The sequence below is a fragment of the Shewanella sp. SR43-8 genome (assembly GCF_014163775.1).
GTDB lineage: Bacteria > Pseudomonadota > Gammaproteobacteria > Enterobacterales > Shewanellaceae > Shewanella > Shewanella vesiculosa.
Window position 1 is genome coordinate 319,486 of the sequence record NZ_JACJDX010000002.1, and the last position, 25,392, is coordinate 344,877.

Here is a 25,392-nt window from a genome sequence, read left to right on the forward strand (position 1 = left end):
AATCATTTGTGTCTAAAAAATTAATTATCCTGCTGTTAAGCAGTTTATTTTTTGTTGGCTGCTCAACTAAAGTAAGTTACTTCTTTTTGGATTGGGCGATTGAGTGGGAAGTTGAAGAATACGTAGACTTAACCTCAGAGCAACAAGACAAATTTGATCTCATTGTTGAGTCTTTTCTCGTCTGGCATCGCCAGCAAGAGTTGCCACGTTATCGTGATCAACTGTCATTATTATCAAGCTTAACCAATCAGCAGACCATGACGCCAGAGTTATGGCTTGAACAAGTCTCAATGGCAAAAGCTCATTGGTATCGTATTTTCGATTTTGTTATGCCAGATCTGTTACCTCTTATTGCGAGTCTAAGCGATGAACAAGTGGAGCAGATTTTAGTGCAGCTGAAAAAAGAACAGCGAGAGTTAATTGAAGAATATGCAGGTAAAGATCAAGCCGAATTGATAACCGACTCAGACAAAAGAATCGCGAAGCAATTATCTGAATGGACAGGGAATGTGACAGATGAGCAAAAAGGTATTATTCACCAAGCCAATACTGAACGTTTAGCAACATTAGATATGTGGTTAGAGTATCGCCATGAGTGGTTGAGCCAATTTGAACAAGCACTGAAACGCCGCCAGCAAACAGAATATTTTACTCAACAAATGACGTTGTTGATGGTTTCACCTGACGAGCTAAAATCTCAAGTCTATCGAGATAATGTAACTGAAAATACCCGAAAATTCGGTTCAATGTTGATTACTTTAAATCGCACTTTTAGTCCAAAACAACGTAAGCATTTCGATAAAAAACTAACAGAGTTAGTGGATGATTTAACTGAGCTTCATTTAGACAAATAAACAAGCATCTAATGAGTATCATAGCCTCAGCTGAAATCTTTTCTATTCTTCGCGGGTCTCTTGAAGTAATAACGAGATCAGTAGGGATGATTATGCAAATGCTTAGCGGGTTATATCAACAGTTTTTAAATGTCATTAAACACATTCAAGGTTTTGCGCCATTAGCGTTGAGAATTTATTTAGCACCTGTGTTAATGCAAGCCGGTTATAACAAATTATCACATTTTGAAGACTCCGCCGCTTGGTTTGGTAATCCAGATTGGGGATTGGGTTTGCCTATGCCTGAAGTCATGGTAGCAATGGCAGCAGGTACAGAATTGTTTGGTGGTTTTTTACTGCTAATCGGACTTGCTACTCGCATGGTTGCAATGCCTATGATGATGACCATGTGCGTAGCCGCTTTTGCGGTGCACTTACCTAATGGTTGGTTAGCCATTGCCGATCCCAGTTCGTGGTTAGCAAATGAGCAAGTATTAGCATCAGCGGAAAAGTTGGCTGCGGCCAAGTCTATTTTACAACAGCATGGTAACTATGAATGGCTTACTAGCTCAGGTAACTTGGTTATCCTTAATAATGGTATTGAGTTTGCTATGACCTATCTCATCATGTTGTTTGCTCTCTTTGTACTAGGGGGCGGGCGCTACACCAGTGTTGATTATGTTATCGCTGAGCGTTTTTTAAAAAATGCCTAACGAGGATCTGTTTTAATTGAGTCCAAAAAGATCAACCCTGTTTTGAATATATCCCACCCAATAGGTGGGATATTTGTTAATATCGGCACCTGAATTCATTCCAAAGGAGCGTATCTTGGACGCAACACAACTACTCCTGACTCGCCAGTCTACACCACGCCTAATTGCCCCAGCACCAAATGCTGAGCAACTTACATTATTGCTCAATGCCGCTGCAAGAGTGCCTGATCATGGAGCATTGAACCCATGGGAATTTATTATCGCAATTGATGATGGTTTAGCTAAATTGGCAGACATTTTCGTTGACGCCGCTAAAATAACGGGAGCCGATGAAGCATTTCTCGCCAAAGTGGCCAATATGCCTTATCGCGCCCCCATGGTCATTACTGTGGTTGCAAAAACACAAGTACACGATAAAGTCCCTATTTTGGAACAGCAAATTGCAGCTGGTTGCGCCACAATGGCAATGCAACAAGCCGCTTTTGCCATTGGACTCGGTGCAGTATGGCGCACTGGTGATTTTGCTTTTGACGCTAATGTGCACCAACAATTAGGCTTGTCTAAGCAAGACCAAATTGTCGGTTTTTTATATGTGGGAACACCTGCGGTAACTGCGCCAATAAAACCACTAAAAGAAGGTCAGCAATTCGCTCGCTATTTATAAGCTAAGCCAATACAAGATATGAGCCTTACTTTAACGGATATAAAATGAGGCTCGTTTTTGGCGATTCAATAAGCTAACAAAAGCATTTATGTCAATGGCTATTCGTAGAACTCAAGTGGGATCATGTTCTGATAAACATAATAACCTAACGGCCCCATTAACAAACTGAGTGAAGACCACACAATCCGTTGGGCATTTTTGATATGTGCTTTCGACGTTAAGGCTCGATAGCAAAAGTGAATATGTAAAATCAATAATGCAATAAGCATTAAGACTAACGTAATGTCCATATTATCCATGTCATGTTCCTTTGCGTTCCAGCAATGACTTAGTTAAGTATAAGTTTACAATTGAAATCTGTAGTCAAAAGAATAAAAATCCATTTTCTTTAACTGCTATTCATTGTTTATGTTATTTAATTTACTTGAAAAATAAACCAATTCATAGCCTGTAAACCATTAAATATTCATAATTTTTTAATTTTTGCACTAAGGTATGACGCGTCCATCATCATTCGTTGAATGTTTGAACTGGATCTTATTTTGTTGTGGTAACCACAATGGATATTTGTACATCGCCAGAATAAATAATCGGCTATTGACTAGCGTGGCCAACCAAGTATGGACTTTAGGGTAGGGCATGCCGTTAAACCATGCAGGTTCAACATTAGCAAATTGCCTAATAAAGGGGAAAATAGCAAAATCGGCTAAAGTAGGCGTGTCGGTACACAAATACAGGTGTTTTTGTAACTGATTTTCCAGTAACTGAATAAACTGCTCAGCGTGTTGTCGGTAGTATAGTTGACTGTATTCAGGGTACCTGTCTGCATACTTGTATTTATCTAGCCAAGGCTTAAAGTCACAATCGTTAGCATTTATGAGCCTTGTCGTTGTGGGCTTATCTAACCATGACAATAGCGATTGATACTCGCCAGGCGTTAAGTGATGGGTTGCAATATCAGGATACTCAGTTAATGCATAGCGCATGATATCAATGCTTTCACTGATCACTTGGTTGTCCTGTGTGACTAATACGGGCACAGTACCTTTGGCTGATATCGCTAACATCTCCCTAGGTTTATGTTTAAGTTCAATTTCACGTACTAGTGGGTTTAGCTGGCTTAAATGTATCCCCATACGGGCGCGCATTGCATATGGGCAGCGACGAAAGCTATATAAAATGGCATAATTCATTAGATGTCATATAAAATTAAGTCTTGCTAATAGAGTAACGCTTTAAAGATAAAAATCCCAAAATAAAATGCAAATCACAGTGAAAACCGTGGTTGGAATTGTTTTAGTATTTTTTTTAGTGTGATTTAGGTATACTTTCGGCCGTTTTTTTGAGTCTGCACACTGTGTGCGGACCTTATTATATGCACTGGAAATTAAGTTCCAGCTAGCGGAGACGCCACTGTTATGCAAGACACTCATCAACACCTTACTCAACACTCTCAGCCAGAGACATTGCAACCCAGCTCTAAAGTTGCGGTGTGCGCATTATATAAATTTGTTGCCTTACCTCATTTTGAAGCTATTCGTCAGCCATTGCTGACTGTTATGGAACAACATGATATCAAAGGAACCTTGTTACTGGCCCAAGAAGGGATCAATGGCACCGTTGCTGGAACCCAAGCAGCGATTGAAGATTTATTGACTTGGTTAGACACACAACCAGGTCTAGATAACATTGTCACCAAGTGGTCTTTTGATGATGAAATGCCATTTTATCGCACCAAAGTAAAGCTTAAAAAAGAAATCGTCACTATGGGCGTTGAAGGTATCGACCCGCGTAAAGTGGTAGGTACCTATGTTAAGCCGAAAGACTGGAATGCCCTGATTTCAGATCCTGATGTGGTGCTGGTTGATACTCGTAATGATTACGAGGTGAAGATAGGCACATTTAAAAATGCCGTCAATCCTGTTACCGAGACGTTTCGTGAGTTCCCTGAGTACGTTAAACAAAACCTCGATCCTGCTAAGCATAAAAAAGTGGCGATGTTTTGTACTGGTGGTATTCGTTGTGAAAAATCGACGGCTTATTTAAAAGAGCAGGGCTTTGATGAGGTTTATCATCTTGAAGGTGGCATTTTAAAATATCTTGAAGAAGTCGAGCAAGAACAAAGCCTATGGGAAGGTGAGTGTTTTGTATTTGATAACCGCGTGGCGGTGAATCACAGCCTTGAAAAAGGTCAATACGATCAGTGTAATGCTTGTCGTATGCCGATAACTGAAGCTGAAAAGCAAAGTGATGCTTATGTTCAAGGCGTGAGTTGCCCGCATTGCATCGATAAGGTACCCGCTGAGCAGCGTCAGAGATTTATTGAGCGTGAGCGTCAAGTTCAATTAGCCAAACAACGTGGCGAAGTTCATATAGGCAGTGACGTAAAGCAAGTCATTGATGCACGCCGTCAGCACAAAGAAGCTCAGCGTAAAGCCCAAGAAAAAGTAAACAGTAAACAGTAAAGGTTAACCGTTAAACTACAGAGTGAACTAAACAGTTAAAGCCCATCATTGCCGATGGGCTTTTTTGTGGCAGAGCGCCGTTATCATCGAGAGTAGAATCGTAAATTGTTGCCTAATAACATCTGTTTATTTTGCCCTTGAGCTAGGTCATTACAGAGTCAATTGTTATCTAAGCGTCGATTGCTGGCTGATGATAAGGTGACATTCTGCTTATCTACCATTAATTTAATCGGCTCAACACTGTTACTGAGCCGGCCTAAGTTAACCACAATCGCCAATCGAGCTATCACTGAATAAACACGCGACTCTTGTTTGCTCATCGTATTCAAATGCTTGGATAGCCTTGATATCAATTCGCTTAGGTTGGTTAGCCTCAAGTAAGGCTAACAAGTGCTGTTGATTAAACCTTGTTAAGTCGCTGTTTTCGATAATATAGCCGCCAGTTACTATGAAGCTCACTAAGTTGTCACTGATTGACTAAAATACATTACAGCGAACCCGTTCCTTGATTGAGGCTAGATAAATAGCATCAAACTTTTCTTGTAGGTGAATCACCTTATCTTGTATTTTTCGCCATTACTGGACAATAAAATTACGCGCCGTACAGAGGCAACACGAGCCTTAAAAAACTCTCCATGCTACTCGAAAAATACCTAACAACCGTACACGTTCAGTTAATAGACCATGTTTATCGTAGGCTTCTTGCAACACTCAGGCATTAAAGGATAACCAGGATAACCCTTAGTTAGTTGAGCAATTTTTAAGCAGAGGATGCAATGAGACCTGTTAGAAGATTGATATGCAACATATTGAATTATCTGTATCTAACTAAAAGTACTAATGGATAAATACTCTGTGGCACTTAGTTTATGAGCTTTTATGACAGATTTATTGATGGGCTGAGCTTTTCCTTGGTACAAAACCGCATAAATGGTTTAGCAAAGCCGATTATTATGCTATTTTGAGCGCTTTTTTTATTTGAATGACTAAAGGTAGGCCGATGTTTGTTGGATTCGATTATGGCAGTGCTAACTGCGCGATTGGGGTAATGATTGATAATGCAGTGGCGTTATTGCCATTATCAGCGGACTCAGATTTCATGCCGTCAACATTATATGCGATGGACCGCGAGCTAATAGCCGAAGCTGTATATTGGGGCTTACCTGAACATTTAAAAGCGCAGTATTCTCATTTACGCAGTTCGCAATTGATGCGGGCGAAACAAATGCGCCATGAGCTAGATCTGTCACCAAACGAGCAAGCCGTGTTTGTTGGACAAGCTGCAATAGATGCCTATTTGGAGATGCCTGAAGAAGGTTTTTATGTGCGTTCACCAAAATCTTTTTTAGGTGCTAATGGCCTGCGTGTTGAGCAAATTGCCTTATTTGAAGACATTGTCACCTTGATGATGCAGCACGTTAAATCCCTAGCCGATAAGGCATTAAATGCCAAATCACTGACATCAGCGAGCCATGCGGTGATCGGTCGACCAGTTAACTTCCAAGGCATTGGCGGCGAAGAAAGTAATTTGCAGGCCGAAGCTATTTTACGTCTAGCGGCGACGCGTTCGGGCTTTACTGATGTAACGTTTTTATTTGAGCCCTTAGCGGCGGGGATGGATTTTGAGTCAAATCTTAACGATGACAATACCGTGCTTGTCGTTGACGTTGGCGGTGGTACCACTGATTGCTCTGTAGTAAAAATGGGCCCGTCACATATCCATCAACAAGACCGAACGTCGGACTGCTTTGGCCATTCAGGCCAACGTATCGGCGGTAATGATTTAGATATCGCACTGGCAATGACAGGCTTAATGCCAAGTTTTGGTGCTGACACCTTAATGATTAACGGTAAACCTATGCCAAGAACGCCTTTTTGGAACTCGGTTGCGGTAAATGACATCAGTGCTCAACGTGATTTTGTTAGTTTACAGTCGCGCAAATTAGTTGAGCAGTTAATTAAGGAAGCTCAGCAACCTGAGCGATTAGTTCGTTTACAAAAAGTACAAAAAAATCAAATGAGCTATCAAGTTGTCCGTCAAGCTGAAGCGGCGAAGATCAGTTTGTCTGACCATGACACGATTCAATGCCCATTGGATTTTATTGAAAAAGGCTTGTTTGTCCCTCTAAGTGCAGCGCAGTTTGCGCAAGCCATCAATGATCCTCTCGCTAAAGTTGAGGCGTTAATGAAACAAGCAATGCAAACGGCTATCACTAAAGCGGAACAACAAGATTGCGACATGCCAACCACTCCTGATATCGTGTATGTCACAGGCGGTACAGCCCGAAGCCCAGCGATATACGATAGAATTGCGAGTGTGTATCCTGATGCTAAAGTCGTGGTGGGTGATCATTTTGGTTCGGTAACAGCAGGTTTAACTCGTTGTGCTCAAAGCGCATTTTAACGAGATTACATTTAACAGATAAAGGCTCGTTATTATGCGAACAAATAGCCTGTAGGTTAGCAACCTTGTTAGCCAAGGGCTCCACCTTATGAAGCCCTTAATTAAGTGTAATGGGGCGGTGCGAAGATATAGGCAAGCTCTTTTGACGATAATTACTGTCCAATTTTATAAGGTTTACTGATGAAAAAAATTCTTACCGCGATATGTTTAGCTACACTTGTTACAGCGTGCTCTGATAACGAAGTTGGTGATGTTTCACTGGGAATGTTTACTACGCAAGATATAAAACTAAATATTTTAAAAGATGAAATTGTCTCTGGTGTAACCTGTCATATCGCCTCAATCGAAGCCAACCTGAGTTTTTCAGACCCAAGTGATAGCTCCATCTCTTGCAGACAAACTGGTGAGATCACTGCGGATATGATTGCACAAATAGATAAGAGTAAATCAGGTGAAGTGGTATTTAAAAAATCAAAAAGTATTTTTTTCAAATCAATGAAGATTAGAAGGATCTTCGATGCTGAAAATCAAACCCTGATGTATGTTTCTTATTCCACTAAAGAAACATCAGGAAGTTTTAAGCATAGTCTTTCGACAGTGCCACTTTGGGGAACCAAAGCCTATGTTGAGCCAATTCAAGCTCAATAATCACCAGGTTAGCGCTAGCTCATGGCAGTCACATACCTTGGTTGACTATTATTCGTAGTCATTAGATATAACTGCTTGTGAGTTCAATAAGTCGCTATTCACAGATCCTCGATATTGTTTAACATATAAAAAATGCCTGTTAGGGTTACTAACAGGCATTGTTACTTGATTTCGTTTACTTTATGCGTGAATTAACATTCGACGATATTCACCGCAAGACCGCCTTTGGCCGTTTCTTTATATTTGCTGCGCATATCTTTACCGGTTTCCATCATGGTTTTAATCACTTTATCCAGTGATACTTTATGATTACCGTCGCCGCGCAGCGCCATACGTGAAGCATTAATCGCTTTTACCGCTCCCATGGCATTACGTTCAATACAAGGCACTTGCACTAAGCCGCCAACAGGATCACAGGTTAAGCCTAGGTTATGTTCCATGCCAATTTCAGCGGCATTCTCAACCTGTTCTACAGTTCCGCCCATAATTTCAGTTAACGCACCGGCTGCCATTGAACAGGCTACGCCTACTTCGCCTTGGCAACCGACTTCGGCGCCAGAAATGGAGGCATTTTTCTTGTACAAAATACCAATGGCAGCAGCGGTTAACAGATAGCGACTACATACATCGATATCCACTTCTTGAACAAACATGTCGTAGTAACACAATACCGCAGGAATAATCCCCGCAGCACCGTTTGTGGGTGCGGTTACGACGCGATCGCCTGCTGCATTTTGCTCATTAACCGATAAAGCAAACAAATCAACCCAGTCCATAGCGGTCAATGGGTCAGTGTTATTGCGTCCTTCTGCTTTTAAGCGGCGGTAGAGCGCGGGAGCACGTCGGCGTAACTTTAAACCGCCTGGCAATATGCCTTCCTTTTGATAACCGCGTTCAACGCAGTTTTTCATGGTTTGCCAAATTTTCCACAAACCTTGTTTGATTTCATCTTCACTGGCAATGCTAAGTTCATTGGCCATCATTAATGATGAAATGCTTAAGCCATTATCACAACACAGTTGCAGCAATTGCAGGGCACTATTGAAGTCATAAGGTGCTTGTTCAATTGGCGTTGCTGGAGATGCATTTTGTTGAGTGATTTCATCTTCATCGAGAATAAAACCACCACCAACAGAATAATAAGTACGTTGATATATGCATTCGCCTTTAGACAAAGCATATAAGGTCATGGCATTAGCATGCGCAGGTAAGGTTTTACGTCTGTGGTAGGTAACACCGTCTTCGCGAGTAAATTTAACCTGACGACCGTCTGCCAAGGTAAGCTTTTGGCTGGTAGACACTGTCTCTAAAATGGCATCAATGGCATCGGTATCGACGGTTTCTGGGTCTTCACCCATTAGGCCTAAAATAACCGCTTTACCTGTGCCGTGGCCTTTGCCTGTTTGACCTAAGGATCCAAATAATTCTGTTTGTAACTCGTCGGTATTCGCTAATAAATTGTTATCAGCGACATGCTGTATAAAAATTTTACCAGCTTTCATAGGACCCACAGTATGAGAACTAGAAGGACCGATACCAATTTTGAACATGTCAAATACACTAATCATGTTGTTTAACCCTTGCTGAGTCGTTTATTGTTTTCGTTATAAGTGAGTATAATCGTCACATGTAATGTTGGCGGTTTATCTCTTATTCTTGCTAGAGTATCCCACACATTAATCAATGTTAGTTCATTAGATTTTTTGATGCATTATTTTCACATTAGCCAGTCTTATACTTAATGGGTTATTTGACGTGGTTAACCTGACAAAGTCGTCAGCTTTATAGATAGGAGAAAGGTTTGAGCTATTTAATGATGGATCTTGCAGGTTTAGCAGTCTCTGTGCTTGAAACCGAGCAATTACAGCACCCTCAGGTGGGTGGTATTATATTATTTAGTCGTAACTTTGAAAGTAAAAGTCAACTAATTGAACTGGTTAAGCAAGTTCGTCTTATTCGTCCTGAATTATTAATTGCCGTTGATCACGAAGGTGGTCGAGTTCAACGTTTTCGTGAAGGCTTTAGTTTAATTCCTGCTATGGGTGATATTTTACCTGCTGCTAAAGGCGATTTAACATTAGCTAAACAATGGGCGAAGGAGTGTGGTTTTTTAATGGCTATTGAGCTTTTAGCCTGTGACATCGATTTAAGTTTTGCGCCCGTATTAGACGTAAATGGTATCAGTGAGGTGATTGGTAAACGCAGTTTTAGTGCTATTGCTGATGAAGTTAGCGTGTTAGCCCAACAATTTATTATTGGCATGAATCAAGCCGGGATGGCTGCCGTAGGTAAACATTTTCCTGGTCATGGCAGTGTCGCTGCCGATTCACATATTGCGATGCCTGTTGATCCGCGCAGTAAAGAACAGCTGGAAAATGTCGACATGTTGCCGTTTACCCAACTGATTGGATCACAGCAGTTGCAAGGTGTTATGCCTGCACATGTTGTTTATTCTAATATAGATCCTAATCCTGCGGGGTTTTCACCTTATTGGTTACAGACCATTTTACGTCAACAATTAGGCTTTAATGGGGTTATTTTTTCTGACGATTTAGGCATGAAGGGCGCGAGTTTTGCCGGTGATTATCTTGGGCGGGCAAAATCGGCATTAGATGCGGGTTGTGACATGATTTTGGTATGTAACGACCCCGTTGGTGTAAAGGCTTTATTAACCGAGTTTGATTGGCCCGCTGCAGAGCCTATGCATACCGCTCTAACGTTAAAAGGCGATGCAGAGCAAACCCTAAAGGCACTTGAGCAGCAAACTCGGTGGCAGGCAGCGCAACAATTGGCATCCGATATCACAGCGATAGCGCAGTCGTTATAAACAGTTTCGATAGTAAATGAGCTTGGTATTAAGCAAAAAACCGGATCAATCGATCCGGTTTTTAATTATCTGCTTGTCAGATACTCAGCTATTAACCTGTATATGGCACAGCTTGATTAGTGGTAGAACGTTCTGTTAAATCAATCGGTTTCACATTAGTGGGTTGAGCCATTTTACGAATTTGCATCACAATACCCAATTGTGGGTGATCAAAATAATGGATTTCACCACTGCGAACCCGTCGATTTTGGATCAGTGGAATACTTTCTAAGTAAGGCGCCAATTGTTTTTTACCTTCAATGTCTAACGCTGAATATTCGTTAAACTCCAAAGGACTCGATTCCACCATTTTTTGAGTCGGTTTACGCAAGGCCAAATTATTTTCAATGTAAAGATAATGACTGAGGTAAATGTTAATTGAGCCGTCTAATTCCCAGACCGGATTAATCTTCGGCGCTTCATAAACATCACCTAATGCACCAAACTCTGTACCTGGTTTTGTTTCTGCTGGATTTGGCTTTTTAACACTTAAACCATGATATTCAAAACTCTTTGAAAAATCCTTACCACCAAAAATACGGATAGGCTTAGCTCGTCGACGAGATTGCATATTTTGCTGCCAAGTTAAATGCACTAGCCCTTTAACATACGGTTCGCGGCTAATGGTTCTAATTAAGTCACTAAATTGACCTTGGCTATTAGCCAGTAACAGTGGCCCTTGACTTAAGTATGCCTGTTGCGGCGAGCTAGCTCCGATATTAAATGGAACTTGGCTTGGATAGGTGACGGTAGTATTGCTGACAATTGGAGCATTACAGTTGCTAGCACCATTGGTCCAGTCGGTTGAAGTACAACCATTTAAGCCAACGGCCACTCCGGTGATGTCGGTACTGATCACTGGGGTAATAATATCTACCGTATCGGTACTCAGTTTGGGAGGTGCGGCATTTAACCACTTTTCAACAGAGGGTTGTTGGCGTTCAAATACAAACACTTCAACTTCAAACCATGATTCTGCATGGGCTGAAAAGCTGTGGGATAGCGCTGTGATAGCGGCGATAGTAATCGCAAGTTTACGAAGCACTATTTGTCTCCAAAATTTGATGTTTAGCGAACTGTTCAAGCAAGGTACTGATGAGCTCAAGACGCTCTTTGCTTGTTTCAGCAGGAATATTGAACTTTAACTTATTTGGCCCGTCCATTCGATAGATTTGTGGCTGGTTTTGCAACAAACCAATAATAAACATTGGATCGACGTGATTTTCTTGACCAAATTCAACACTGCCGCCTTTAGCGTGCATTTCTATTTTGGCAATACCCAATGCCGTTGCCTGGTGTTTGTATAGCGTGAGCGCCATTAGATTTCGCGTTGGTTGAGGTAACATACCAAAACGGTCGATAAATTCGACTTTAAGCTCATCAAGCATGCTATCTGTTTCGCAGTTAGCAATACGTTTGTAAAGTGACAAACGCATGTTAACGTCACTGACGTAGTCTTCAGGTAATAAAGCTGGAATACGTAAATCAATTTCTGCTTTGGCGCTCATCATATAGGCTAAAGAAGGCTCTTTTCCTTCTTTGAGGGCCTTTACGGCAGATTCCAGCATTTCCATGTATAAACTAAAGCCAATTTTTGAAATATGGCCGCTTTGTTCATCGCCGAGCAATTCACCTGCACCGCGAATTTCTAAATCTTGAGTCGCCAGTAAAAAACCGGCTCCAAGATCTTCTAAGGCTTCAATCGCTTCAAGACGTTTACGTGCATCTGGGGTCATGCGTTTAGGATGCGGGGTCATCATGTAAGCATAAGCTTGGTGATGCGAGCGCCCAACGCGACCACGGAGCTGATGCAGTTGCGCTAAACCAAACATATCTGCTCGGTCAATCATAATGGTGTTGGCACTGGGCACGTCGATGCCGGTTTCAATAATGGTGGTACACACCAGTACGTTAAAGCGTTGATGATAAAAATCAGACATCACTTTCTCAAGATCGCGCTCCCGCATTTGACCGTGGGCAGTTATCACGCGCGCTTCTGGCAACAAATCGCGAATGTTTTGTGCGGTTTTCTCGATAGTCTCAACATTATTGTGCAGATAATACACTTGGCCACCACGTAAAATTTCACGCAATATGGCTTCCCGTGTGGTGGCTTTATCATATTCGCGCACAAAGGTTTTAACCGCTAAACGTTTAGCGGGTGGCGTAGCGATAATCGATAAATCTCGCATACCCGACATGGCCATGTTTAAGGTCCGCGGAATAGGGGTGGCTGTGAGAGTAAGAATGTCGACGTTGGCTCTAAGTGCTTTAATTTTTTCTTTTTGACGCACGCCAAAGCGGTGTTCTTCATCGATAATCAGTAAGCCAAGATTTTCAAAATTAGCTTCTGATGACAGTAATTTATGAGTGCCGATAACAATATCGACTTTGCCTTCAGACAATTGTTCGACCACATTGCTTTGCTCTTTGGCTGTTCTAAAGCGCGACATGACTTCAATCACTATGGGCCAATCGGCGAAACGGTCGGTAAAGTTTTCATAATGTTGCTGCGCCAGCAAGGTTGTTGGCACTAATACCACCACTTGTTTACCGGCATTCACCGCGACAAATGCTGCGCGCATGGCCACTTCTGTTTTACCAAAGCCCACGTCACCACAGACTAAACGGTCCATAGCTAATGGCGCTTGCATGTCTTCAAGTACCGCAAGAATGGCGCTTTCTTGATCAACCGTTTCTTCAAAGGGGAAACCTTGGCTGAATTGAGCGTATTCTTGTTCATCTATACTCATCGCTTCGCCCGGACGAGCTTGGCGACGGGCATACACATCAAGTAATTCAGCTGCCACATCTCGAATGCGTTCAATGGCTTTTTTCTTGGCTTTTGCCCAGGTTTCGTTACCTAACTTATTAAGATGAGTACTGCCGTCGGCACTGGCATTGTAGCGGCTAATAAGGTGCAGTGATGACACGGGCACATACAGTTTGTCACCACCAGAATATTCCAGTTTTAAATATTCGGCGACTAAGCCGCCGGTATCAAGGGTTTCTAACCCCTGGTATAAGGCCACGCCATGTTCAAGATGCACTATGGGCTGACCGACTTTAAGTTCGGCTAAGTTTTTAACTAATACATCTGAACTAACTTGTTTTTGTTTTTCGCGGCGACGTTGCTGCGAGATACGTTGACCAAATAACTCGGTTTCACAAATGATGCTCACGGCACCTTTTGTTGTGTCGGTTAGTACACACCCACGCGAGAGCGGGGACACGATTAAACCAATGCGGTCTTCGGTTGCTAAGTAATCATTAAGATGATCAAACTGTTTAGGTTTGATGCCAATTTTAGCAAATAGCTCTAATAAGGCCTCACGGCGGCCTTCTGATTCCGCACTAAATACCAAGGCTGGGTGCTGCTGACAATATTCTTGTAACGCAATCAGCGGTTGCTTGAGTTTATGATTGGCATTGATGTCGGGCAGTTTTTCAACGTTGGCGACCAGAGTGTGTTTAGGCAGTGCAACTTCGGCCAACGGCTCGCCAGCATTGTTAGTATCGCTAGCAATATACTGCTGTAATAACTGCGTGCGGTTATAGGACTTAAATGCCGAAAATAACTCATCATTAAGCAAGTAAAGTTCTTGTGGTGCCAGTAATGGCCGCAGAGGATCCACTCGTCGGTCTTCGTAACGGACATTCACTTCATGTAAGTGGGCTAAGCTGGCTTTTTCAATATCGCCTAAAGTGATAAGTTGACTATCTTGTGGCAAGTAATCAAATAGTGTGGCGATATCATCGAAAAACAGTGGTAAGTAGTTTTCAATACCGGCAGGCATTAAATTACGACTAACTTGTTGATAAACCGACTCCGCCTCTTTTGAGATCACCTCAAAGCGACGACGATAACGTTGTCTAAAACCTTCAATGGCATTGCTGTCAGTGGGAAACTCTTTCGCGGGTAGCATGCGAATGGCATCACGCGCCATGCCTGAACGCTGGGTATCAACATCAAAAAAGCGGATCGATTCCACTTCATCATCAAACAGTTCTATGCGTAACGGTTGTTTCGATCCGGTAGGGAAAATATCAATAATAGAACCACGAATAGCGAACTCACCGTGCTCATAGACTTGATCAACTAAATGGTAGCCGGTGTCGGTAAGGTGCTGTCTGGCTTGCTGTAAACTGTAAGTATCACCTTTATTAAGCACCATGACATTAGCGGTCATAAATGATTTAGGCGGTAAGCGAACCATTAAAGTGTTTACTGGTACTATCACCACATTATGCTGACTCTGGCCAATATTGGCCAAGGTTTCAAGACGCTGTGAAATCAGGTCTTGATGTGGCGAAAAACTATCGTAAGGCAAGGTTTCACGGTCGGGAAACAAACACACATTGATATTGATGTGATTTAATAAATAACTCAGCTCAACCTCAAGTGACAGCGCACTGGGCGTGTCATGGGTGACAATAATACTGGTACCAGCATGGTTATTAATTAAGTTAGCAAGGGTGATGGCTTGTGAAACCCCACCTAACGTTGCCAAAGTTTGCGTTTGTTGGCCTTTTTTTACACTCGGCGGCGTGAGTACACTAAATAGGTTCATTAAAATCTTTGTCAGTTCCGTTTGCGATCAAGTCGTATTGAATGAGGCGATGCTTCAGCTGCGCTGCCTATCGATAGTCTGTTTGCGTTTTTTGAGCATTTTTTGTTGTACATTCAAGCTTGCTTTAACTAATTGCTCAATATCATCCTCAAGTATTTGACTAAACTCAAGGTCACAGCGCCAATATGGGGTTTCTATGGCATCATCTGTTGCTAAAGGGGTACAGGTTTTTATTTGGCAAATACACAATATGGCAACTAATTCCGTGTGCAAGTAGATGTGGGTTTTAACGTGGTCATTGATATCCAATGGACGTGATGAAATGATACTCACGCCACTGCCACCAAATTGATCGCCTGTAAATAACTCGCCATCTTGCACTTCTTTTTCAAGCATATGTTGTAATACTAAATCGACTTTGCGTGATTGTAGCTTTAAAAAATCGACCACAGCTTTAGCATCATTGTCTAAATTTCGCAGCTGCAGTAAACAATTGGCTTCAAGACTTTTCACTTCAGTTAGTAGTTTTAACCCAACAGATTGCATGTCTCTAAGCTCATCATCTGTGGGTAAAGCACGCTTTGGATCCCACAAAGTGAGATACACATTAAAGTGGTGAGGCACACTAAAATAAGAATTGCTGTCAGGTATCAAGGTTTGCCTCTTTATTTATCACACTAATAGCCCTATTATCGTGCCCAACTTAATGATTTAGCAAGTCATACACGCTGGCTTGTTGTTTTCATGTCATCATTTAGCCCGATTGTCTGACTAATACGCCTAAACTGGCGCACAGGATTAGTATTTTTTTATGAATTTAGGATTTTCATTTTTTATTGGCTACCGTTACTGGCGAGCCCGAAAAGCGAATGCTTTTGCCTCTTTTATTACCTTTTTTGCAGTGTCGGGTATTTTTTTAGGTGTGGCAGCATTGATCGTGGTGAGTTCAGTGATGAATGGCTTAGAAGGTCAGCTCAAAAATCGTATTTTAGGTGCTGTTCCACAGATGACCTTGATCAGTGACATGGGATTTCGTGATTGGCAACAAAGTACCCAGAGTTTACTGGCGGATAAAGATTTATTACAAAAAATTCGCGGCATTGTGCCTAGTGCAACCACTCAAGCTATGATCCAATCGAGCAGTAATATCCATGCGATTCAGATGTATGGTGTGTATCCAGAACTTGAACAATCCCTGTCGAGCATTGCCTCACATACTTATTCCGATGCCTTTTCAACCTTAAAGGCCGACAAGTATTTAATTGTCCTTGGTGCTGATCTTGCCCGTAAATTAGATGTAAAAACGGGTGACCGGGTCAGGGTGCTAAGTGGTGATGGTGTGGTGTACTCTCCAATGGGCCCAGTACCTAGTCAGCGTAAATTTACCGTTGCGGGTATTTTTGAAATGGGCTCGCAAGTCGATTCGAGCGTGGCCTATGTGCATTACAAGGATGCGCGTAAGTTGATGCGTCAAGACAGTAATACTATAAATGAGCTGCGAGTATATTTGAAAGATCCTTTCTCGGCCCCGACACTAGCATCGAAAGTGGTTGCCGGATTTGCCAAGCAAAATATTGACATTCAAACCCGTGATTGGCGCCAAGACTTCGGTCATTTATTTTCGGCGGTAAAGATGGAAAAAAATATGATGTCATTGATGCTCAGTTTAATTGTGGCTGTGGCTGCATTTAATATTGTGTCAGCATTGGTGATGATGGTCGTGGATAAAACTACTGATGTTGCGGTGTTAAAAACCCAAGGGTTAACGACCACTTCGGTAATGACGATTTTTATTGTCCAGGGCTCCCTTAATGCATTGTTAGGGCTAATGCTTGGTACTATTGCTGGCATAGTGTTAACCCTCAATTTAAATGAAATATTAACCTCGCTTGGCATTTCTATTTTAGGCTTAGGTCAGACTCTGCCGGTGCAATTTTCATTAGCGCAATTGAGTCTTATCATTTTGGGCACATTATTTATGACCTTATTTGCCACCCTTTATCCTGCGTTGTCCGCCGCAAGGGTTCAACCCGCTACCGCTTTGAGATACGAATAATGAGTCAGACACAACAAGTATTACTTCAGGTTCAACACGTCAGTAAGCATTATCATGATGGTGAAGTGACCACTCAGGTATTATCTGGGGTTGATTTAACCGTTTATAAAGGTGAACAGTTGGCTATTGTCGGCAGTTCAGGATCGGGTAAAAGTACGCTTTTACACATTATGGGTACCTTAGATACACCCACATCGGGTAACGTCATGCTAGACGGCGAAGACTTATATCAATTGTCTAGTGCCCGTCAGGCGATAATACGTAATCAAGATTTGGGCTTTATTTATCAATTTCACCATTTGTTGCCAGAGTTTTCCGCATTAGAGAATGTTGCTATGCCGGCATTCATTCAAGGTAGAGATAAAAAGCAAGCTTTGGTAGATGCGCAAAACTTACTCGAGCGTGTTGGCTTAGGCCATCGTTTGCATCATATTCCGGCACAGTTGTCTGGTGGTGAACGCCAACGTGTAGCGATTGCTCGTGCATTAATCAATAAACCTAAGTTGGTATTAGCCGACGAGCCAACCGGTAATTTAGATGCCAGCAGTGGTAACAATGTTTATGCGATGATCCGCGAGTTAGCCCAGCAGTTTGGCACTGCATTTGTGGTGGTGACTCATGATCACAGCTTGGCCGCTAAAATGGATCGTCAACTCACTATGAAAGATGGTGTGCTTCAAGTTACTGCCAATCCACCCGCTGTAGGGTTAGCAGAATGAGTAAGTGGCTGCCGTTAACCATTGGCTGGCGTTTTTTTCGCGCGCGACAGTCTAATGGCTTTATTGGGTTTATTTCTTTTGCGTCGACCGCTGGTATTGCTTTAGGCGTTGGCGTATTGATTGTCGTATTATCGGCCATGAATGGTTTTGAAAAAGAGTTGCAAGAGCGTTTATTAGGCGTGGTGTCACACGGTGAACTTGTTGGTGTTAATCAACCCATTACCGATTGGCATGTTATCGCGAAGAGTGCCTCAAACATGCCGCAAATTACTGGCGTAGCTCCATTTATTCGTTTACAAGGTTTAGTGCAAAAGCCTGGCGGTTTTCAAGGACTAACGGTAAATGGAATTGATATTAAGCATGAGTCAGATGTGTCGAGTATTGCTGATTATATGCCTAATGATGCGTGGCAATCATTGGCGGGTGATAACAACCATATTGTGCTTGGTCGCAGTTTATTGACAAAATTAGGCTTAAAAGTTGGTGATACTTTAGCTATGTATACCCCTGACACGAATAGTAGTCAGTTAACGTCAGCTAAGAGTCATCGCTTTGTGGTATCCGGTGTATACGATTTGGGCGGCGAAATCGAGTCAACCCAAGCGTATGTGTCGCTTAATTACTTAGCAGATTTACTTGAGTTAGGAACCGGCGTTTCTGGTGTGCGAATTCAAGTCAATAATGTCTTTAATGCGGCGAGTATTACCCGTGATTTAGGCTTTGCTCAAGAGCAATATTTATATATTAATGATTGGACTCGCAGTCAAGGGCATTTGTACCAAGATATTCAATTAGTCCGCTTAGTCATGTATCTGGTACTCGCTTTAGTGATTGCAGTGGCCTGCTTTAATATCGTGTCGACACTTGTAATGGCGGTGCGCGATAAAGCGTCTGAAATTGCAATTTTAATGACAATGGGGCTCTCTCGTGGTGCGATTATGACCATATTCATTCTGCAAGGTGCGCTTAATGGTGTTATGGGCTGTGTTATTGGGGGCGTGTTAGGCGTCAGCTTAGCGTATAACTTAAGTGCCATTGCGAGCAGCATTGAACACCTTTTAGGGGTGCAGTTATTGGCTTCTGATATTTATTTTATTGATTTCCTACCATCAGAATTACATTATCAAGATGTGGCAGTGGTGCTATTAATGGGCCTATTTATGAGCCTTATCGCAACCATTTATCCGGCATGGAAAGCGACTAAAATTTCTCCGGCTACCGCATTGGCGGGCAGATAAGCCCTATAAACCAACGAGGTTGATATGGACAGTAATGCTAATGTGCGTCCACTAAAGTGTCCAACGTTAACCTCGGGTAGCTTAATCATCCGACCATTGACCTTAGATGATTTAATTGCATTTACCGCTTATAGAGCAGATCCTAATGTTGCTCGATATCAGAGTTGGACGGATTATCACTATCAAGACGCACTAAGCTTATTGAATTTAACCAACTACCAAGATTTTGCTAAAGCAGGGCAGTGGTATCAATTAGCCATCAGTGGTCAGCATGAGCTGTTAATGGGCGATCTGGCGGTATATTTTATTGATGACACCCAAGTTGAAGTGGGTTTTACTGTCGCTCCTGCATTTCAAGGACAGGGAATTGCAGCACAAGCGTTAACTTGTTTATTGCAATATTTGTTTGTGGAATTATCTCGTCATCGAGTTATTGCTCGAACTGATTGCCTCAATCTAGCCAGTGCAGCGCTTTTAGAAAAGTTGCAGTTTCGTCGTGAAGGCCATTTTATTAACAATGTGTTTTTTAAAGGCGCATGGGGTGATGAGTATCTGTATGCCATGTTGGCGAGTGAGTTTAATACTCAATATTCTGAGTATAAATGATAAAGAAAGCTGTTATGTCTTGTAACCAATGTACTGATTCCGTTTTCAAACAAAAAATTGGTCGCTGTAAACGCTGCATGTGGCAATTGACGTTACTGAGCGCAATTACATGGCCACTTTGGTGGTATTGTTATGCAGATACCCCTAAGAGCGTAGAATCTATCGCACTACTTTTCTTTGCAGTTGGTTTTAGCGGGTTACTTACGCTGCACTTGGTTGTGTGGACCTACCGCAACCTAACTAGTCCCCGCCGTTAATCTAAATGGTGTTTAATCAGTCCTTTGAACAACTGATTTGATTGTGTTTATTTGTAATAGATAAACTATCGACGCTGCGAGTCACAAGAACGTACGCTTTGTTGAGTAAAACAAATTCCCCCTCATAAATTACAGCGTTGCTTAACTAAGCAACAATCACGACAACATCAGTATCTGTTTTTGTTTACCGAACGAGTCTGTATTCGTATTTCGCTTCAGTACCCCGTAGCACTGATCCACCACCAAATCTTCGCTTAGTTGGCCATGCTCAGGATCAAACTCCCTAATGGTGTATGAGCGCTTAATCGCAGCATTAGGATTTGTTAATGTTATATTTACGAAAGTGGATTAACAGACCAAAAAATTGCACGTTTAGCATAGCGGATGTCACAAAACTTAAATCAACAGCTTTAGTTGTAAAAAAGACCGCTATTGCGGCCTTAGTGATTTCAGTTGCTCAATATATTTAAAGCTTACTGACCTTTACGCTTTTGCCATTTAAATAAAATTGAATAGCGCCACATACTTTTAATGACAATATAACCGATTAACGCTGACACAATGCCTAATACTAAGCAACCCACTAAAAAGGGAGGACCTATGGTTGACAACGAGGCCTCAATCCATGCCCAAGTGGCTTCAAATTGAAATGCCTGCGCTCTATGTCCGATGATTTTAGCACCTAACAAATAGGCACCATAAAACATGATAGGCATAGTCAGCGGATTAGTTATCCATACCAGTGCGACAGCAACGGGGAGGTTGACGTTAAATAAAATCGCAAACCCTGCAGCAACCACCATTTGAAATGGCATGGGGATCCAAGCCACAAATAGTCCGACCGCAAAGGCACCAGGAGCTGATTTGCGATTTAATGCCCACAAATTAGGTTTGTGTAATAGTTTGCCAAACACCCGTAAATACTTATGATCACGGAGTGTTTCTGGTTTGGGCATAAATCTTTGTATTAATTTTTTTGGCATATTTGTCGATTAATGTCTTAACTAATTCATTATGAATCGATTTATCTATGGCTTTTGCGCCTGTTCTTTATCAGCGATGTTATGGCCTTCGCTGGCACCTTTATGGTGTTTACCTATTCTATTTTTGGCTATGCTACTTTGCCTTCGCAAAGGGCCACTTATGGCTGGCTGTTTATTCGCCATCATTTGGCTGAGCCTGTTGTTTCATTGTCTATATATGCATCAATATGCTGAAAAGTCGCAACAAATTGAGTTTAAGGCGCAGATAGTATCACTAGTTAGCCAAAACAGCGACTGGATTAGTTTTGATGTGCGCGTTATTTCTGAAGCTGATCAAGACGCCTTTTTTGATTCTTGGGCGCTTAACAATGTGCAGCGATATTACCGATTAACATGGCAAAAGCCAGATAAAATTGTTGTCGGTCAAATATGGCAATTTAGTGCAAAGTTGAAAGGGATCTCGAGCATACAAAATCAAGGAGGCTTTAATCAACAAAAGTACTTCATTACTCGGCATATTATTGCCAAAGGCCGCGTTAAACAAGCTGAGTTAATTCGTTATGGTGGGTCTTTACGCCAAGATATTACGCAGAAACTAGCTCCTATATTGGCACAACTTGCTCAGGGCGATATTTTACAAGCGTTAATTTTGGGTGATAAAAGTGCTTTAACCACAGCGCGATGGCAGCAATTGCGTCAAACAGGGGCAGGGCATTTAGTCGCTATTTCTGGGTTACATTTATCGGTCGTTTTTGGCTTGTTTTATGGCATTTTTCTCGGCATAAGCCGTTATGCATTTTCTTGGCAGCATTTAGGTAAAATGCAATTCGCCATGATATTAGCGGGCATATTTACCTTTGGGTATGGCTATTTATCGGGTTTTGCAATTGCTACGCAGCGTGCTTTATTGATGTTATTTCTGTTGCTCATTTTTAGTTTTATTAAGCAGTTTAGCCACCATTGGGATCGATTGGTGTATGCCTTGTTTTTTGTGTTGCTGGTGGATCCTTTTGCATCGCTTGGTGCCGGATTATGGTTATCGTTTGGCGCATTGGCCATTATTTTGTTGTCGGTGCAAGCCAATACGGTTGAGCAGCAGGCAGAGATAGGCACTGATTATGTAGCTAAAAGTATTTCTGCATCTTCCTCTAATATGGCTGAGCGATGCGTACAAAAAATCCTAAAACTTAAAGGTAAGCTGCTTCATGGACTCAGTCTGTTGTGGTCAATTCAATGGCGATTAGCGCTGCTATTGGGAGTACTGCAAGGCATTTTGTTTGGCAGCATTTCACCTCATAGCATATGGCTCAATATGCTGCTCGTGCCTTGGTTTAGTCTGGTGGTGATCCCATTAACGATACTCAGTTTTTACATTTGGTTAGTGGTGTTGTGCATTTTTTTGTTATTGGGTATCGATAGCGACTCGCAACAACACTTAGGTACGATGATCTTTCAATGGGCGAATATGAGCCTTGAGCCATTTGCCTGGTTGTTACAGCTGAGCGATCATTTGCCAGTAAATCAGTTGCTATTAACTGAACAACAACTGGCTGGATTGGTATTTTCTATTTTTGCGATGATGTTGTTGAGCATTCGTCGTCATGTGGCTAAAAAGCAAAAGAGAATTTACCTTTTTTTCGTTACCATATTGCTGCTGCCAATCGTCATCAATAAGTTAGTGACTCAAGAGATATTGCCTGGGCCATCATCTTCATTAGGCTCAACACCATGGCAGCTTCATGTTATTGATGTGGCTCAAGGCATGGCAGTCGTTTTACAGCAAGGTCGACACGGGATTATTTACGATACTGGTGCCGCTTATGGGGATTTTAGCTATGCACAACGGGCAATAGTGCCTTTTCTTGCCAGCCAAGGTATCCGTTTCATTGATTATATTATTATAAGTCATGATGATAATGACCATGCTGGTGGTGTGCATGTGTTGCGTGAACAATTTCCACTGGCGAGGTTAATTGCTGACTTTACCATAACCTCCAAAGCTTTATCGCTGTCACCAGCAGTTGCACAAGCTTGTAAAGGGCAAATACTCTGGCGCGGTATGCAATTAAACTTCATTGGTAATCCGTTAACGGCCTCGAATGATAATAACAACTCATGTGTGGTTAAATTGTCTGATGGCCTGTCTTCAGTATTGTTAACTGGAGACATTGAAGCCGACAGAGAGCAGACATTAATTACTGCACAGGCTGATATTCGAGCCGATATTTTATTGGTGCCGCATCATGGTAGCCGAACATCGTCTACCCCAGCATTTATCGATAGCGTTAATCCGCAATTAGCCATTTTTACCGCTGGTTTTTCTAATCAGTATGGTTTCCCTAAACCTGAGGTTGTTGCGAGGTATCAACAGCAGGGCTGCAAAATATTACAAACGGGTCATGCCGGCCAAATTAGTATCACTTTTGATCAAGGCGAATATAAAATCGCCACTTACCGCCAACAAATGGCTCCATTTTGGTATAACCGTTTGTTTAGATTTGGTGAGTCACTTAAAGCAGAGTAGAATATCATTTATGTTTGTTAGTTAAGTATTGGATTCAATGTCAGCATCACCTAAAAATGAAATGTGGATCGTTTTCAAACGTTTGATGACCTATGTCGTGCCAATGAAAGCCATGTTTATTATGGCTGTACTCGGCCTTATTACCTATGGCGCTGTCGATGCAGCGTTTATCGCATTTATTAAACCTTTTATTGATGAAGGTTTTAGTCAAACGCCAGCCATAGTGGCAGGAGTCGACTTACCTACTCATGGTGGGTTTAATGCCAATAAAGACATTATGTTAATGGCGCCGATTGCGGTTATTTTAATGTTCAGCTTACGTGGTTTGGCTAACTTTGTGTCGACCTATTGTGTGTCGTTTATGAGTGCACAGCTCATTATGGATATGCGCCAACAAGTGTTTGAGCATTATCTGCGTTTGCCTGTAAGTTATATCGACCGCGAAAATAGCGGTAATTTGATTTCGCGCGTCACCTTTGATACTGAACAAATTGCCCGAGCATCTGGCAGTGCGTTAATTTCAATTGTTCGCGATAGCATGACCGCCATCGGCATGTTAGGCATTATGTTCTACTATTCGTGGAAATTATCCTTATGCATACTAGTGATAGGCCCAATTATGGGCGTTGTCATCAGCATTGTGAGTAAGCGCTTTCGTAAGGTGTCTAAGCAGATCCAGTCTGCTATGGGCGGCGTAACTGCAACGACTGAACAGATGATTAAGGGCCATAAAAACGTATTAGTCTTTGGTGGCCAAAAAACAGAGGTTGATCGTTTCTATCAAGTTAACGACCAAAACCGTTACCAGAATATGAAGCTAGCAGTAGCTCAATCTGTTAGTCAGCCATTGATCATGGTTATTGGATCTTTCGCACTGGCGTTTGTGTTGTATGCCGCCACTTGGGATAGCATGAAAACCGATCTGACCGCAGGTACGTTTGCGGCTATTTTAGGTGCCATGTTGGCCATGCTACAACCGATTAAGAACTTAACCCGAGTTAATGCGGAGTTTCAACGCGGCATTGCAGCTTGTACTACTGTATTTGAATTACTAGATACTCCGCCTGAGCCTGATAATGGCCCGTTCACCATCGATCGCGTTCAAGGCAAACTGACATTTGAAAATGTGACCTTTTCTTATCCAGGGCAAGATAAACCCGCTTTGAACGGTATTGATTTTGAAGTTAAACCCGGTAAAACCATCGCTTTAGTAGGGCGCTCTGGCTCTGGTAAGTCGACTATCGCGAGTTTGATTACGCGTTTTTATGGTGGATTATCAAGTGGTGATATTCGCCTTGATGACACCAGCATTTACGATTACCAATTAAAATCATTGCGTAATCAAGTGGCGTTAGTGTCGCAGCAAGTGACCTTATTTAACGACACCATAGCGAATAATATTGCCTATGCTTACCCAGGCGAAGTTACCCGCGAGCAAATCGTTCGCGCTGCTGAGCTTGCTTATGCGATGGAGTTTATCGAGACATTGCCAAAAGGGCTCGATACCCAAGTGGGCGAAAATGGCGTGTTGCTTTCAGGTGGTCAACGTCAACGTATTGCGATTGCTCGCGCTATGTTACGTGATGCCCCAGTATTGATTTTAGATGAAGCGACATCGGCTTTAGATACTGAGTCTGAAAAAGCGATTCAAAAAGGCTTAGATAATCTGCGTCATAACCGTACCTCAATTGTTATCGCCCATCGTTTATCGACAATTGAAAGTGCTGATGAAATCTTGGTTATCGATCAAGGTCGAGTTGTTGAGCGCGGTAATCACAGTGAGTTAATTGCTCAAGCTGGTATTTACGCCAATCTTTATCAGATGCAGTTCAGTCAATAATGATT

22 protein-coding genes are annotated in these 25,392 nt (G+C 42.1%); 14 read left to right on the forward strand and 8 right to left on the reverse strand.

The window, feature by feature from the left end:
* Window positions 1-8: 8 nt before the first annotated feature.
* The 3 genes from H5114_RS03885 (at window position 9) to H5114_RS03895 (ending at window position 2,210) form a co-directional block, all read left to right on the forward strand.
* Window positions 9-854, forward strand: a complete 846-nt coding sequence (locus tag H5114_RS03885; RefSeq protein WP_182696930.1) for a DUF6279 family lipoprotein — start codon at window positions 9-11, stop codon at window positions 852-854.
* A gap of 92 nt (window positions 855-946) precedes the next feature.
* Window positions 947-1,546, forward strand: a complete 600-nt coding sequence (locus tag H5114_RS03890; protein WP_182722261.1) for a DoxX family protein — start codon at window positions 947-949, stop codon at window positions 1,544-1,546.
* 115 nt (window positions 1,547-1,661) lie between these two features.
* Complete coding sequence (locus H5114_RS03895; protein WP_124015753.1) at window positions 1,662-2,210, forward strand: NAD(P)H nitroreductase; 549 nt, start codon at window positions 1,662-1,664, stop codon at window positions 2,208-2,210.
* 98 nt (window positions 2,211-2,308) lie between these two features.
* Here H5114_RS03895 and H5114_RS03900 read toward each other — a convergent pair whose 3' ends face one another.
* Both H5114_RS03900 and H5114_RS03905 read right to left on the reverse strand, forming a co-directional pair.
* Complete coding sequence (locus H5114_RS03900; protein WP_124015754.1) at window positions 2,309-2,509, reverse strand: hypothetical protein; 201 nt, start codon at window positions 2,507-2,509, stop codon at window positions 2,309-2,311.
* Window positions 2,510-2,698: 189 nt separating this feature from the next.
* Window positions 2,699-3,403 (reverse strand): glutathione S-transferase, encoded by a 705-nt coding sequence (locus tag H5114_RS03905; RefSeq protein ID WP_182722262.1) that lies wholly within the window; start codon window positions 3,401-3,403, stop codon window positions 2,699-2,701.
* Window positions 3,404-3,628: 225 nt separating this feature from the next.
* Here H5114_RS03905 and H5114_RS03910 point away from each other — a divergent pair, with 225 nt between their 5' ends.
* Complete coding sequence (locus H5114_RS03910; protein ID WP_182722263.1) at window positions 3,629-4,675, forward strand: rhodanese-related sulfurtransferase; 1,047 nt, start codon at window positions 3,629-3,631, stop codon at window positions 4,673-4,675.
* Between the two features lie 261 nt (window positions 4,676-4,936).
* Here H5114_RS03910 and H5114_RS03915 read toward each other — a convergent pair whose 3' ends face one another.
* On the reverse strand, window positions 4,937-5,134 hold the full coding sequence (locus H5114_RS03915; RefSeq protein ID WP_182722264.1) for a hypothetical protein: 198 nt from the start codon (window positions 5,132-5,134) through the stop codon (window positions 4,937-4,939).
* Between the two features lie 541 nt (window positions 5,135-5,675).
* Here H5114_RS03915 and yegD point away from each other — a divergent pair.
* Window positions 5,676-7,079 carry a molecular chaperone gene (yegD, locus tag H5114_RS03920; RefSeq protein ID WP_124015756.1) on the forward strand — a complete coding sequence of 468 codons (1,404 nt, stop codon included), beginning with the start codon at window positions 5,676-5,678 and terminating at the stop codon, window positions 7,077-7,079.
* Between the two features lie 180 nt (window positions 7,080-7,259).
* Complete coding sequence (locus tag H5114_RS03925) at window positions 7,260-7,727, forward strand: CreA family protein (protein WP_124015757.1); 468 nt, start codon at window positions 7,260-7,262, stop codon at window positions 7,725-7,727.
* A 191-nt stretch (window positions 7,728-7,918) separates the two neighbouring features.
* Here the strand turns inward: H5114_RS03925 and H5114_RS03930 are convergent, their stop codons facing one another.
* Complete coding sequence (locus H5114_RS03930; protein WP_124015758.1) at window positions 7,919-9,295, reverse strand: L-serine ammonia-lyase; 1,377 nt, start codon at window positions 9,293-9,295, stop codon at window positions 7,919-7,921.
* A 233-nt stretch (window positions 9,296-9,528) separates the two neighbouring features.
* On the opposite strand from H5114_RS03930, the gene nagZ reads away from it, so the two are divergent.
* Window positions 9,529-10,554 (forward strand): beta-N-acetylhexosaminidase, encoded by a 1,026-nt coding sequence (gene nagZ / locus H5114_RS03935; protein ID WP_182722265.1) that lies wholly within the window; start codon window positions 9,529-9,531, stop codon window positions 10,552-10,554.
* A gap of 91 nt (window positions 10,555-10,645) precedes the next feature.
* Here nagZ and H5114_RS03940 read toward each other — a convergent pair whose 3' ends face one another.
* Genes H5114_RS03940 through H5114_RS03950 form a run of 3 tightly spaced genes read right to left on the reverse strand, consistent with a single transcriptional unit; the run spans window position 10,646 to window position 15,818 of the window.
* Window positions 10,646-11,638, reverse strand: a complete 993-nt coding sequence (locus H5114_RS03940; RefSeq protein ID WP_182722266.1) for a peptidoglycan binding protein CsiV — start codon at window positions 11,636-11,638, stop codon at window positions 10,646-10,648.
* Window positions 11,628-15,164, reverse strand: a complete 3,537-nt coding sequence (gene mfd, locus H5114_RS03945; protein WP_182722267.1) for a transcription-repair coupling factor — start codon at window positions 15,162-15,164, stop codon at window positions 11,628-11,630. The genes H5114_RS03940 and mfd overlap by 11 nt, the downstream gene beginning before the upstream one ends.
* Window positions 15,165-15,218: 54 nt before the next feature.
* The gene (locus tag H5114_RS03950) at window positions 15,219-15,818 is read right to left on the reverse strand and encodes a hypothetical protein (protein WP_182722268.1); all 600 of its coding nucleotides are present in this window, start codon (window positions 15,816-15,818) and stop codon (window positions 15,219-15,221) included.
* A gap of 157 nt (window positions 15,819-15,975) precedes the next feature.
* On the opposite strand from H5114_RS03950, the gene H5114_RS03955 reads away from it, so the two are divergent.
* From H5114_RS03955 to H5114_RS03975, 5 genes are read left to right on the forward strand one after another with little or no spacing between them, the layout of a single operon-like run.
* Entirely contained in the window at window positions 15,976-17,220 is a 1,245-nt protein-coding gene (locus tag H5114_RS03955; RefSeq protein WP_124015763.1) for a lipoprotein-releasing ABC transporter permease subunit, read from the forward strand.
* Window positions 17,220-17,939, forward strand: coding sequence for a lipoprotein-releasing ABC transporter ATP-binding protein LolD (gene lolD, locus H5114_RS03960; RefSeq protein ID WP_182696922.1), 720 nt, complete (start codon window positions 17,220-17,222; stop codon window positions 17,937-17,939). The genes H5114_RS03955 and lolD overlap by 1 nt, the downstream gene beginning before the upstream one ends.
* Entirely contained in the window at window positions 17,936-19,177 is a 1,242-nt protein-coding gene (gene lolE / locus H5114_RS03965; RefSeq protein ID WP_182722269.1) for a lipoprotein-releasing ABC transporter permease subunit LolE, read from the forward strand. Before lolD ends, lolE begins: the two co-directional genes overlap by 4 nt.
* A 24-nt stretch (window positions 19,178-19,201) precedes the next feature.
* The gene (locus tag H5114_RS03970; RefSeq protein WP_182722270.1) at window positions 19,202-19,783 is read left to right on the forward strand and encodes a GNAT family N-acetyltransferase; all 582 of its coding nucleotides are present in this window, start codon (window positions 19,202-19,204) and stop codon (window positions 19,781-19,783) included.
* Window positions 19,784-19,797: 14 nt separating this feature from the next.
* On the forward strand, window positions 19,798-20,040 hold the full coding sequence (locus H5114_RS03975) for a DUF3624 domain-containing protein (protein ID WP_182722271.1): 243 nt from the start codon (window positions 19,798-19,800) through the stop codon (window positions 20,038-20,040).
* A gap of 473 nt (window positions 20,041-20,513) precedes the next feature.
* Here H5114_RS03975 and H5114_RS03980 read toward each other — a convergent pair whose 3' ends face one another.
* On the reverse strand, window positions 20,514-21,023 hold the full coding sequence (locus H5114_RS03980) for a DUF2062 domain-containing protein (RefSeq protein WP_182696919.1): 510 nt from the start codon (window positions 21,021-21,023) through the stop codon (window positions 20,514-20,516).
* A gap of 76 nt (window positions 21,024-21,099) precedes the next feature.
* Between H5114_RS03980 and H5114_RS03985 the strand changes: the two genes are divergently transcribed.
* The gene (locus H5114_RS03985) at window positions 21,100-23,547 is read left to right on the forward strand and encodes a DNA internalization-related competence protein ComEC/Rec2 (protein ID WP_259395228.1); all 2,448 of its coding nucleotides are present in this window, start codon (window positions 21,100-21,102) and stop codon (window positions 23,545-23,547) included.
* Window positions 23,548-23,584: 37 nt separating this feature from the next.
* On the forward strand, window positions 23,585-25,387 hold the full coding sequence (msbA, locus tag H5114_RS03990; protein WP_124015770.1) for a lipid A export permease/ATP-binding protein MsbA: 1,803 nt from the start codon (window positions 23,585-23,587) through the stop codon (window positions 25,385-25,387).
* The last annotated feature ends 5 nt before the right edge of the window (window positions 25,388-25,392 follow it).

Coding starts and splice junctions, on each gene's coding strand:
- H5114_RS03890 (WP_182722261.1), top strand. CDS start 947: ATGCAAATGCTTAGCGGGTTATATCAACAGTTTTTAAATGTCATTAAA.
- H5114_RS03900 (WP_124015754.1), bottom strand. CDS start 2,509: ATGGATAATATGGACATTACGTTAGTCTTAATGCTTATTGCATTATTG.
- H5114_RS03905 (WP_182722262.1), bottom strand. CDS start 3,403: ATGAATTATGCCATTTTATATAGCTTTCGTCGCTGCCCATATGCAATG.
- H5114_RS03910 (WP_182722263.1), top strand. CDS start 3,629: ATGCAAGACACTCATCAACACCTTACTCAACACTCTCAGCCAGAGACA.
- yegD (WP_124015756.1), top strand. CDS start 5,676: ATGTTTGTTGGATTCGATTATGGCAGTGCTAACTGCGCGATTGGGGTA.
- H5114_RS03925 (WP_124015757.1), top strand. CDS start 7,260: ATGAAAAAAATTCTTACCGCGATATGTTTAGCTACACTTGTTACAGCG.
- H5114_RS03930 (WP_124015758.1), bottom strand. CDS start 9,295: ATGATTAGTGTATTTGACATGTTCAAAATTGGTATCGGTCCTTCTAGT.
- mfd (WP_182722267.1), bottom strand. CDS start 15,164: ATGAACCTATTTAGTGTACTCACGCCGCCGAGTGTAAAAAAAGGCCAA.
- H5114_RS03955 (WP_124015763.1), top strand. CDS start 15,976: ATGAATTTAGGATTTTCATTTTTTATTGGCTACCGTTACTGGCGAGCC.
- lolD (WP_182696922.1), top strand. CDS start 17,220: ATGAGTCAGACACAACAAGTATTACTTCAGGTTCAACACGTCAGTAAG.
- lolE (WP_182722269.1), top strand. CDS start 17,936: ATGAGTAAGTGGCTGCCGTTAACCATTGGCTGGCGTTTTTTTCGCGCG.
- H5114_RS03970 (WP_182722270.1), top strand. CDS start 19,202: ATGGACAGTAATGCTAATGTGCGTCCACTAAAGTGTCCAACGTTAACC.
- H5114_RS03975 (WP_182722271.1), top strand. CDS start 19,798: ATGTCTTGTAACCAATGTACTGATTCCGTTTTCAAACAAAAAATTGGT.
- H5114_RS03980 (WP_182696919.1), bottom strand. CDS start 21,023: ATGCCAAAAAAATTAATACAAAGATTTATGCCCAAACCAGAAACACTC.
- H5114_RS03985 (WP_259395228.1), top strand. CDS start 21,100: ATGTTATGGCCTTCGCTGGCACCTTTATGGTGTTTACCTATTCTATTT.
- msbA (WP_124015770.1), top strand. CDS start 23,585: ATGTCAGCATCACCTAAAAATGAAATGTGGATCGTTTTCAAACGTTTG.